This is a genomic window from Streptomyces sp. NPDC046859 (assembly GCF_040645135.1).
Classification (GTDB): Bacteria; Actinomycetota; Actinomycetes; order Streptomycetales; family Streptomycetaceae; genus Streptomyces.
In genome coordinates this window covers 1-11001 of record NZ_JBEYXR010000050.1, presented here as the reverse complement: position 1 = coordinate 11001, position 11001 = coordinate 1, and the positions used below count along the sequence as shown (strand labels likewise).

Sequence of the window (11001 nt, the reverse complement as noted above, 5' to 3'; positions counted from 1 at the left end):
AGCACCCCAGACCGTTCGTCTGGACGAAGACCGCCGACGAGATCCTCGACAAAGTCGCCGCCTACTGCCGACGAATCTCTGACTCAGATCACTAGCGCTGTCCGGCGGATCTTGAGCAGACGGCACACACAGACGGCAGTGGAGAAGCCTGGAGATTGCCTGTCACCGGCATGGTCAGGTGCCACCAGCTCCAGCGATGATGAGGGCATCTTCGGGCCAGGCGTAACTCGCGTTTCTGGCCTGCCAGCGGTCGGAGCGGAGCGGCACCATGGCATGGGTGGTAGGAACGGGCGTGCTCTTGGGGCTGCTGGCGATCGCGTTGGGGATCTTGACGCTACGGACAGGGTGGGTCGCCCCCACGGCGCGTCGCCACGTCACCAGGCCGAAGCTCCACGGACTCGGCGCCCTGCTCACGGGCACGTCCTTGCTTCTGCAGAGCCTCTTCTACTTTCGGATTCTGCCGAGTGTCTCCTGGGAGGTCCGCTTCTTCGGTGGGAACGCCTTCCTGTTGGCTGGGCTCCTCCTCATCGCCCTGAGCCAACTGCCGCGGCCCCGCCAGAGCCCGGACCACGCCGATCCCTCAAGCGTCTGAAGGATGGTGGCGGATCACGGCCGAAGCCATCAGCGGACAGCTGCGGCGGTGACGGTGCCGTGGAAGACGTAGGCTCGCTTGTCGTAACGGGTCGCGACCGCGCGGGAGTTATTGAGCCGGTTGATGGTGCGCTCGACTTCGTTGCGGCGCCGGTAGTGGTCGCGGTCGAAGCCGGCGGGTCTGCCGCCTGCGCTGCCTCTGCGTCGCCGGTTGGCCCGCTGGTCCTTGGGTTCGGGGTTGGTGTGCCGGATGGGGCGTCTTCGCAGGGGTAGCGGCGGTTGCGGTGGGAGCTGTATGCCTTGTCGCCGCTGACGTGGTGCGGCCTGGTTCGGGGGCGTCCGCCCAGCGGCCGGGGGACCCGGATCCGGCCCAGGACCTCGATCATCTGCGGGGCGTCGCTCCACTGGCCTGGCGTGAGCAGGAGGGACATTGGGCGGCAGCCGCCATCGCAGGCGAGGTGGATGGGCGCGGACCGCCTCAGTTCAGAGTGAGCATCGGTACAGGGACTGGACCGAGGCCGGCGCCGGCCCCGCCACCGGTCAGCCCTCACCGAACCGATATCGAATCACCGCTCCCGAACCCGGAGTTGACGGATCCCGGAGGCCATTTCTGCGTCCGGAACGCAACTTCGACACGGCTCCCGGATGCGTCTACCGTCACCTGGTCCTCGGCGATCGCCGTGCGTCGCGGAGGAGTTCGGCAGCGAGACTCGCCGACTCAGGACCGCACCAGGAACCTCGGCCAAGGGAGACGCATGCCCCATCTCGCGCTGTACACCTTCGGAGTACTGAAGTCCCCTCTGGCCGATCCGACGCCGCTGACGCGCGAGTTCTACGACATCGGAGAGGCCGTCTACCGGACGCTCGGCCGGCACCCGGGGTACGTCGCCCACGCCGAACCGGCGAAGGCCGACCGGGGCGTGCTCTTCGGGGCGGACTGGGGCGCGTGGGGAGAGTTCGCCGTACCCGCCTGGTACGACAAGGGCCGCACGCCGGACACCACCGCCCTGGCCGCGACCCTGTCCCTCTGGACCGGCCTGCGACCCGCCTTCGACGCCGTCCACACCGGTCTGCACCGCGCGGCACTGAACAGGCGTTACGACTGGTTCGAGCGGACAGGAAACCCCGGTCACGTGCTCTGGTGGCTCCCCGAGGGCGCGGTCCCCACCTGGCAGGACGGGGTATCGAAACTGGAGTCCCTGCACGACCACGGCTCCGCGTCGCACGCCTTCACCTTCCACCGCGCGTTCACGCCGGAGGGAACCGCCACCACGGCCCGTGATCAGGCCAGGTGAGACGACTCGGGTGAGGACGCCCTGGCGGCCTGCTCGATCTTCGCCCAGTGGGCCGCCCTGGCTTCCTCGTCGGCTTCCTGCTCGTACTGGGCGCGCAGTCCGGTCCGCCCGTCGAGTCCCTCGCGCAGGATGTCGGCGTGCCCGGTGTGCCGGTCGGTCTCGCCGAGGACGTGGACCATGACGGCGAGCAGGGTCGTGTTGGGACGGGGTTCCGGCCACCACGGCACGTGGCCGGGGGCGTCGAGGGGAAGCTCGTCGATGGTCGCGTCCGCGTGTTCCCACGTGCGCCGGTAGAACCCGACGATCTGGTCGACGGTCTCGTCCTCGGCCGCCCAGTGATCGCTGCCGTCGGAGTCCTGCCACCGGGTCAGTGGTTCGGGGGAAGGCCGGTCGAAGACCTCGCCGAAGTACCTGGCCTCGACGGTGGCGACGTGTTTGACCAGGCCGAGGAGGTTGGTCCCGGTCGGTGTCAGAGGCCGGCGGACGTCGTATGCGGACAGGCCGTCGAGCTTCCACAGCAGCGCCTCACGGTCCCGCCGCAGTCTGCCGTGCAGGACGCTCTTGGCCAAGTCGTCGGTCATGCGGCAGGAGCCTGCCATGAGCGGGCTCCTGCCTTCAAGATCTTCCAGTGATCCACTGGTTGCCGACCACTCGGCGTCCGTGTGTCCGTCACTCGCGGGCACACGTGAAGCTGGCCGCGCTGTCAGGGTCACCGGCCCGGTACTTGGGCCAGCCCGGGTACTCACACAGAGGGCGTGCCCTGTCGTCGTTCGCGTCGGTGACGACCTGTGCGACGGGTTCCCTGTCCCGCTCGGTCCAGCGCTCGACGGCGGTGAGGGAGTCCCAGGCGGCAGCGAAGGCGGGGCTGCCGAAGTTCGCGTGATTGGCGCCCGGCACGAGGTAGTACCGCATGAACTCCCGTGTCCTGCGCGGCCCCACCGTCTCGGCCACCCGCTCGTAGTAGTCGTTCGTCGCGCGGTGCGAGACCAGTTCGTCCGCCGCTCCGTGGAGGAGCAGGAGCTTGCCGCCCGCTCGGGCGAAGGGGGAGAGGTCCGGGTCGTTGATGTCCTGCAGCTCGGACAGCCGGCTGATGCGGTCGAGCCATTTGCCGGGACGCGCCGGGTCGACGGTCAGGGAGTCACGGCCGGGTTCCCTGGTGAGGACGTACCTCACCCACTGGTCCCAGTACTGCATGCCGTATCCGCTGGTGAGCGGCATCGGATGGGCGGGCGCCGTCGTGCCGAAGCCCAGGACCGGGGTTCTCATGTCGGCGCCGGAGAGGAAGGGGAAGCCGGGGTAGCCGCGCTCGCCGCTGGCGACCCGGTACGGCCACTTCCACGGCGACGAGATGGCCCGGACCGCGGTGATCTGGCGGTCCGAGAGGCAGGAGGGGCCCGTGTCGGCGCCACCAGGGCAGCGCAGGGTGCCCGGATCGAACCGGCAGGCGTCCGGGTGCGAGACGACCCGGTCGGTCAGTCCGTCCAGTCCGTCGCACGCGCGCATCACGCTCTCGTGGAGCAGTGTCTGCTTCTCCGGTCCGGGGAACGCCCCGGGCTGTGCCAGCACCTGCGTGGCGCGGCCCAGATAGAGCGCCTCGGCGAGGTTGTTCCAGGCGGGGTAGGCGGAGATCACGCCGTCCATGGCGGTGGGCCACCGCTGGACCATCGCCAGCGCCTCCCGGCCACCGGTGGATCCGCCCGCGAAGTACGTGTATCGGGGCTTCGCGCCGTAGAACGCGCGGATCAGGAACTGGGCGGCGTCGTGCGTCTTCTTGAGCGCGTCACCGGCGGCGAAGTTCCGCAGCGCTTCGTCGTTGACGGCGAAGGACCCGTCGAGCGAGAGGATGGGGTGCTTGGCCGGGTCCGCCTGGTGCCCGGAGTCACTGGCGTACGTCGCGTAGCCGCGTGCCAGCGGCGCGGTCCCGTCCTTCGGGGGGAAGGGCACGTCGCCCCGGACGTCGGGAACGGTGCCGTTGTAGCCGCCACCCCCGAACATCATGGATCTGCGGTTCCAGTCGAGGGGGAGGGCGACGCGCAGGGTGATGTCGGGTGCGGAGCGGTCCACGGGGGAGAGGGCCGCGTCGACCCGGCAGTAGGTGAGGCCGACGCCGCTGACGGTCTCCGTCACCGGGGACGAGGCGTGGACGCGGCCGCCCCGCGTGGGCAGGGAGATGACGGCCGCCGGAACGGCCGTCCCGGTCAGCGCCGCGCACCGCGCCTCCGCGCTCCTGGACGCGGCGCCCAGGTCCGTGGCCTCGGACGGACGCGCCTGTGCGGGGACGGCCATGAGGGCGCCGGCCGTGGCCAGCGCGATCCCCGTCAGCGTCCTGGGGTTCATACGGATTCCTTCCACCGGGGGGAGGCGTCGGGTTCACCGGCCGGGAGACCCCGGGCCGGGCACGAGGGCCGTGAGGGTCTCGTCATCGGCTCGGTTCGGGCATGCGCTGGGCGCGCAGTTCCGAACGCCGGACCTTGCCCGCCGCGTCCCGCAGGGAGTCGTGGACCAGTTCGATCGACTTGGGCAGCTTGTGCCGTGACAGCCGGCCGTCGAGGAAGGCGTGGATGTCGTCCTCGGTGACGTCGGCCCGGTGCGGCGTGTGGACGATGGCGTGGAGCCGGTTGCCGGTGTCGGGGTCGGGCAGGCCGATGACGACGGCGGTCAGGACGTGCTCGTGTTCGACCAGGGCCGCCTCGATCTCCGCGGGGTACACGTTGACCCCTCCGACGGTGATCATGTCCGAGCGGCGGTCGTGCAGGTACAGGTAGCCGTCGGCGTCGAACCGTCCCATGTCCCCGAGTGACGACCAGCCGTCGCGCGTGGTGGCTTCGGAGCCGATGTAACGGTAGGTGGCGGGCGTCCCCGGAGTGACCCGCATATAGATCTCGCCGGAGACGCCGGGTTCGGTGACCTCGGCCCCGTCGGGGTCCAGCAGCTTGATCTGTCCCCATGTCACTTTGCCGATGGAGCCCACGTGCTGGAGCCACTCGTCGCCGCGAAGGGTGCAACCGGCTTCGGCCTCCGTGCCGCCGTACAGCTCCCAGACCCGCTCGGGGCCCAGCCACTCGATCCAGGTCCGTTTCAGCCAGACGGGGCAGGGTTCCGCGCAGTGCCATACCGAACGCAGCGAGGCGAGCGAGTACCGGTCGCGGACTTCGTCCGGGAGCGCTGTGATGCGGCGCATCATCGTGGGGACCAGGTACACCCAGGTCACCGCGTGCTCGTCGATCGCGGCCAGCGTCCGCTCCGCGTCGAACCTGGTCAGCAAGGTCACCGAGCCGCCGAGGAAGATCGTCGTCAGGGCGGTGACGAAGGGGGCGTTGTGGTGGAGCGGAGCCGTGATCAGCGCCTGCTCCCCGGCGCCGATCCCCCACATGTCCGAGTCGAACGTGGAGGTGACCGCCGGCCTGCCGGACAGGATGATCTTCGGGCGGCCGGTCGATCCGCCGGAGGTCGGCGCCTTCCAGGACGTCGCCATCGCCGGTTCGAGGTCGTCGTCGCTCCACCCGGCTGCCAGTTCCCCGACCGTCAGCGCCCTCGTACGGTCGAGGGGCGCACCGCCCGGCTCGGTGACCACCACGGCGGGGTCGCCCAGTTCGAGGATGGCGTCGAGTTCGGCCGGCCTCATCCGCGGTGACAGGACCTGCGGTGTGGCGCCGGCCTTGTAGCAGGCGAACACGGCGAGCACGAGGTCGGTCGAGTTGGGCAGTACCAGGGTCACGATCCGTCCGGTGGCCGCCCCGGCGTCCAGCAGCCCGCGCGCGACGCGGTTGCTGCCCCGGTGCAGCTCCTCCCAGGTCAGTGTCTCGGTGCCCGCGCGCACCACCACGGTGTCCCCGGTCTCGGCGGCGAAGGCGCCGGGGATCTCGGACAGAGGGAATCCCTCTGCGGGCAGGAACGTCACGCCAGTACCTCCGGGTCGCGCTCGACGGTGGACGGTGCGCTCCCCGCGGCCGTGCGGTCCTCTCGCCGCAGAGCCCAGCGCAGGGCGACCGCCAGTGCGCCCGCGACGAGGGACGCGACGATCACGATGGGGAATCCGGAGGTGGGGTCGCCGGAGTCCGACTCGGCCAGACCGAACAGGTACGGGCCCACGAAACCGCCGGTCAGGCCGACCGTGTTGATGAAAGCCAGTCCGGCGGCGGCCACAATTCCCCCCATCCGGGCCATGGCGACCGACCAGAAGACGGGCAGGGTGCCAAACAGCAGCATCGACATGACACCGATCAGCACGATGCGCACGGTGGGGGAGGAGACCGCCAGGAAGACCGCCGCGACCAGGGCGGGGGCCACCGCCAGGACGCCGATGGTCAGGGACTCGCGGGGGAAGCGGCGGTAGAGCGCCGGTATCACCAGCACGCCGATCGTTCCGCCGATGCCTGTCACCCCGCTGAGCAGGCCGACCAGGAAGGAACCGCTCACGTCCAGCGACTCGATGATCGACGGCACGTTGAACGTCACCCCGTTCATCGTGAGCTGGTTCAGGAAGTAGATGACGCCGATGAGCAGGATGAACGGCCGCCCGAACGCCTGCCCCACATTGCCCTTCAAGCTGTGCCCGCCGCTGCCCCGACCATCCTGTCCGGTGTGTTCGGCCCGCTCGCTCAGGAGGGCCGCCTCCTGCGGAGCGAGCCACTTCGCGTCGGCCGGTACCTCGGGCAGGAAGGCCATCACGACCAGCCCTATGGCCATCGTGATCAGGCCCTCGATGAGAAACATCCACTGCCAGCCGTGGAATCCGGCGACGTCGTCGAGTTCCATCAGGGCGCCCCCGAGCGGCCCGCCCAGGAGCAGACCGAGCGTGGGCGCGAGGTAGATGAAGCCGATCGCCGTGGCCCGGTCCTTCTGCTCGAACCACCGCGTCATCATGAACATCATCGCCGGGTAGAGGCCCGCTTCGGCGGCACCGAGGGCGATGCGCCCGATGTAGAAGGTGACGTCGTCGGCGATGAACATCATGAGGGACGTGACCGCGCCCCAGGACAGGGCGATCCGGGCGATCCAGCGCCGCGGGCCCACGCGGTACATGACGAGGTTGCTGGGCACCTCGAACAGGGCGTACGTCAGGAAGAAGAGACCGGCGCCCAGGCCGAACGCGGCCGCGCTGATGCCCACGTCCGCCTGCAGGTGGGTCTTGGCCAGGGCGATGTTGGTCCGGTCGACGTAGGACATGAAGTAGGTGAGACAGAGGAGCGGCAGCAGCCGCAGCATCACTTTGCGGGTCGCGACGGCGTGCGGACCGCCGACAGCAGGAATCGACATGCTGGTCACTCCCAGGGGGCCGGGCTCGGGACGGGGATGCGTGCGCGGTCGACGGGCCGGCCGACCGTCGGACCGTCGTCGGTGCGCAGGGACAGCCGACTGCGTCATGCATGACGACGAAGCGCTGTGGGGCGACAGTAGAGCGCCGCACGGCCGACCTGAGATGGAACGTACGTACACCACTGACGCGGTGATGGTGTATGAATTCACCACCTGAGGTGTGAGTGGTGGCAGCGATGGAACAGACCGACTCCGGCACGGCCGGTCCCGTGGGCGACGGCGAACTGACCTCCTACCGGCTCCGTCGCGAGCGGGAGCTGAGCAGCCTGTACCAGACGGCCCGGTCCCTGACCGCGCTGGGCGAGGTCGACGAGGTGCTGCGGTCCATCGTCCGGCACGCCCATGAACTCATCGGCAGTGACTTCGTCTACCTGTCATTGCTGGACGCGGAGGGCTACCTCACGCTCAAGGCGTCCGCCGGCACGATCTCGTCGGAGTTCTCGTCCGCGCGCGTCCCTCCGGGGCGGGGCCTGGGCGGGCGCGTGCTGGAGCACAAAGCCCCCTTCTGGGTGAGCGACTACCGCCGGGCGCAGGCCCTGCCGCACGACCCCACCTTCGACCTGCTCGTGCCCCGCGAAGGACTCACGGCGCTGCTCGGCGTACCGCTGCTCGTGGGGGACGAGGCCATCGGCGCGCTCTTCGCCGCCGACCGCACCGAACGGCCCTTCGAGAAGGACGAGGTGGCGCTCTTCAGCGCCTTCGCCAGCCATGCCGCGGTGGCGCTCAACAACGCGCGACTCTACGAGCAGACCCGGGTCTCGCTCCGGCGCCTGGAGGAGGCGTACCGGACGATCGAGGAACAGGTCTCCACGCTGGAGCGGGCCGCCGCCGTCCACGAGGCGCTGACCCACGTGGTGCTGACCGGCGGTGGACCGGGCGACATCGCCCAGCTCCTGGTGGAACAGCTCCAGGGCACCGTCACCATCCAGGACCGGGACGACAGGGTTCTGGCGGTCCGGCCCCATGGAGAACCGGGGGAGGACGGCGCGGAGGAACTGGGGCGCCGGCTACGCGAGGAGGCGCGGAGCACCGGGCGGTGCGCCTCGGCGCAGGACCGGGACGGCACCTTCCGCAGCGTGATCGCGGCGCGGGCCGGTGGCAGTCACTTCGGTTTCGTGTCCCTGGCACGCCGAGCCGCCCCCGAACCGGCGGAGGTGCGCATGCTCGAACGCTCCGCCCAGATCATGGGGTTGCTGATCCTCATGCGGGACGCGCGGGTCGAGGCCGAGGAACGGGTCCGCGGGGAACTGCTCATGGAGCTAATGTCCGCGGCGCCCCTGCACCCCGCCCAGCGCGACAGGGCCCTGGCCCGCGGGGTCGACGTCGACCACCTGGACACCATCGTCGTGGTCGAGTGCACCGGACGGTCGGCTACCGACATCGTCCGGCAGCTCAAGCCCCTTTCCTCCTCATGGTCGGGACTGGCGGGCGAGTACCTCGGCCGGGCGACGATGCTGCTCCGCGCCGGCGACGAGAACGACCTCGCCGGCACCCTGCACCACTCCCTGCGCCGAGCCCTCGGCGCGCCCGCGCTGGTGGTCTGCGACCGGATCACGGGCCAGGAACGGTCCCGCTCCCACGCACTGGCACTGCGCTGCCTGAAGGTCATGCGCGCGCTCGGCGACACCGACCGAGGGGTCAGTACACGGCAGTACGCGATGTACGCGCTCGTCTTCGACCCCGACCGCGCCGACGACCTGGACCGCTTCCTCACCGACAGCCTCGGCCCGCTCCTGGACTACGACCGCCGGCGGTCCACCCGCCTGGTGGCGACGGCGACCGCGTACTTCGCCCACTCAGGGAACCTGAGTCACACGGCCCGCGCCCTCCACGTGCACCTGAACACCCTGCTGAAACGCCTGGACAGGATCGGTGTCCTGCTCGGCGAGGACTGGCGCTCGGCAGACTCGGCACTGCGGCTCCATCTGGCGCTACGGCTGCACGAGTTGCGAGCGGCGGTCGACGGACCGCCGCCCGGCGTGTCCCGCTGAACCCACGGGCCGGGGCTCACTTGTTCTCGACATCGCGTTCGAAGTCCTGGGCGCACTGCTCGCGTTCCGCCTGGCTGTCGGCGTGCTTGGCGCAGTCGTTGTAGTTCTGGAACTCGTCGGAGGACAGGAAGGAGACCCCGATCGCGACGATCACCGACGACGCGATGAGCCCCAGCGCGCCGAGGATCGCTCCGGCGATGGCCATGCCCCGGTGCCGCGCACGTCCGCCACGGGCACGCCGAGCGGCGACTATCCCGAGGATGACGCCCAGCAGGCCCAGGATGATGCCGCCGAAGACCGACCAGAAGAAGACGCACGCCGTGATGCCCAGCACCAACGCCGCGATCGCCAGACCGTTGCCTCTGGGAGCCTGGGGTTCGCCGTACGGTTCGGAGGAGTACGCGTTGGGGGCCTGATTCGTCATCTGAGTCCTCGCTTCAAGGTTCGGTCTGACATCGCTGTCGTGCCTCGCTGGCCGTGTGCCCCGGGAACCGCGTGGCATACGCGGTGTCAGATGACGGGAGATGATGGCGCGTTGGCCGGACGCCGGACCGCGTGTGACGTGACGCGCCGCAGTCCGTGGCGGAGAGCTGCCGTCTCCGGCTTGCGGTCCGCCCGCCACGTACAGGGCAAGACGGTCACCGGCCTCCGGCTATGAGACGACGTCCGGCCACAGGTCGGTGCGGTGATCCCCGACGAGGGCGCCGATCCGGGCGAGGACGTCCGCGACCGGTTGCGGGTCGAGTCGGCGACCGTCACGCAAGCGCAGTGCCACGCTGTCGTCGGCGGCCTCCTTGGCACCGATCACGGCCTGGTAGGGCACCAGGCGAGCCTCCCGGATGCGGGCGCCCAGGGAGCCGCGGTCCGGTCCCGCGATCCGGGCCCGCAGCCCCAGACCGGCGCAGCGCCCGGCCAGGGTGACGGCGTCCGGGAGTTCGCCGTCCGAGATCGGGAGGACGACCACCTGGGTCGGGGCGAGCCAGGCGGGAAAGGCGCCCTCGCGCTGTTCGATGAGATGGGCGACCGCACGTTCCACACTGCCGATGACGCTGCGGTGGACCAAGACCGGGCGGTGTCCGGCACCGTCCGCGCCGATGTAGTGCAGGTCGAACCGCTCGGGCTGGTGGAAGTCGACCTGGACGGTGGAGAGGGTGGACTCCCGGCCGGCGCCGTCGGTGACCTGGACGTCGATCTTGGGGCCGTAGAACGCGGCCTCGCCCTCGGCCGCCTCGTAGGGCAGCCCGCAGCGGTCGAGGACATCGGTCAGCAGGGCGGTGGCCCGCCGCCATTTCCCCGGCGCGGCCACGTACTTGCCGCCGGGGCCCGGGAGGGAGAGCCGGTAGCGTGCCGGGGCGATGCCGAGTGCGTCGTAGGCCCGGCGGATCATCTCCAGCGCAGCCCGCGCCTCCTCGGCGACCTGGTCGAGGGTGCAGAAGATGTGCGCGTGTGGGAACGGGAGCGGTAGATCACCGCGTGGTGAGGGCACAGACTCGGCCGCAGGACGACCTGCTCACCGCCGAGGTCCATCGGCGGGAACATGTCGTCGCTGTAGTGCGCCCAATGCCCCGAGATCTCGTACAGCTCCCGCTTGCCGAGGACGGGTGAGTACACGTGCTGTTGACTTGCACCTCGGGTTGAAGCTCGAGGATTCTGGCCTTCCTGACTGGTTGCTGTGCCGCTATGCGGCACGGTTTGCGGTGGGGATTCTGGGGCTTCCTGTTTCTTCGCGCTGTGCCGGGATTGCTCCTGGTCTTACCGGCGCTCCGCAGGCTGATACCGCCAGTCCGGCGGCCTGTTTGATGTTG

At 70.0% G+C, this 11001-nt stretch carries 8 protein-coding genes and 2 pseudogenes; 3 read left to right on the top strand and 7 right to left on the bottom strand.

The genetic code is table 11. The features are described 5' to 3' along the window. Positions 1-621 precede the first annotated feature (621 nt). A pseudogene (locus tag ABZ899_RS36215) lies at positions 622-1055 on the bottom strand (IS5 family transposase); the annotation flags it as partial. A gap of 291 nt (positions 1056-1346) precedes the next feature. On the opposite strand from ABZ899_RS36215, the gene ABZ899_RS36210 reads away from it, so the two are divergent. Next, positions 1347-1886, top strand: a complete 540-nt coding sequence (locus ABZ899_RS36210; RefSeq protein WP_361355103.1) for a DUF3291 domain-containing protein — start codon at positions 1347-1349, stop codon at positions 1884-1886. Here ABZ899_RS36210 and ABZ899_RS36205 read toward each other — a convergent pair. From ABZ899_RS36205 to ABZ899_RS36190, 4 genes are all read right to left on the bottom strand, one after another. Further along, positions 1874-2467 (bottom strand): DinB family protein, encoded by a 594-nt coding sequence (locus ABZ899_RS36205; RefSeq protein ID WP_361355100.1) that lies wholly within the window; start codon positions 2465-2467, stop codon positions 1874-1876. The two genes, ABZ899_RS36210 and ABZ899_RS36205, sit on opposite strands and share 13 nt — an antisense overlap. A gap of 88 nt (positions 2468-2555) precedes the next feature. Next, positions 2556-4223 carry a tannase/feruloyl esterase family alpha/beta hydrolase gene (locus ABZ899_RS36200; protein WP_361355097.1) on the bottom strand — a complete coding sequence of 556 codons (1668 nt, stop codon included), beginning with the start codon at positions 4221-4223 and terminating at the stop codon, positions 2556-2558. A gap of 82 nt (positions 4224-4305) precedes the next feature. Beyond that, the gene (locus tag ABZ899_RS36195; RefSeq protein ID WP_361355094.1) at positions 4306-5787 is read right to left on the bottom strand and encodes an AMP-binding protein; all 1482 of its coding nucleotides are present in this window, start codon (positions 5785-5787) and stop codon (positions 4306-4308) included. Further along, entirely contained in the window at positions 5784-7145 is a 1362-nt protein-coding gene (locus tag ABZ899_RS36190; protein ID WP_361355091.1) for an MFS transporter, read from the bottom strand. Before ABZ899_RS36190 ends, ABZ899_RS36195 begins: the two co-directional genes overlap by 4 nt. A 236-nt stretch (positions 7146-7381) precedes the next feature. Here ABZ899_RS36190 and ABZ899_RS36185 point away from each other — a divergent pair, with 236 nt between their 5' ends. Further along, complete coding sequence (locus ABZ899_RS36185) at positions 7382-9196, top strand: GAF domain-containing protein (RefSeq protein WP_361355088.1); 1815 nt, start codon at positions 7382-7384, stop codon at positions 9194-9196. Positions 9197-9212: 16 nt separating this feature from the next. Here ABZ899_RS36185 and ABZ899_RS36180 read toward each other — a convergent pair whose 3' ends face one another. Next, positions 9213-9620: a DUF4190 domain-containing protein gene (locus tag ABZ899_RS36180; protein ID WP_361355085.1), complete on the bottom strand. Its 408-nt coding sequence runs from the start codon at positions 9618-9620 to the stop codon at positions 9213-9215. 228 nt (positions 9621-9848) lie between these two features. Beyond that, positions 9849-10813: pseudogene (locus ABZ899_RS36175) on the bottom strand (aminoacyl--tRNA ligase-related protein); the annotation flags it as partial. Between ABZ899_RS36175 and ABZ899_RS36170 the strand changes: the two are divergent. Beyond that, positions 10798-11001 (top strand): hypothetical protein (locus ABZ899_RS36170; protein WP_361355106.1); only part of this gene is annotated, 204 nt, incomplete at its 3' end. The pseudogene ABZ899_RS36175 and the gene ABZ899_RS36170 sit on opposite strands and share 16 nt — an antisense overlap.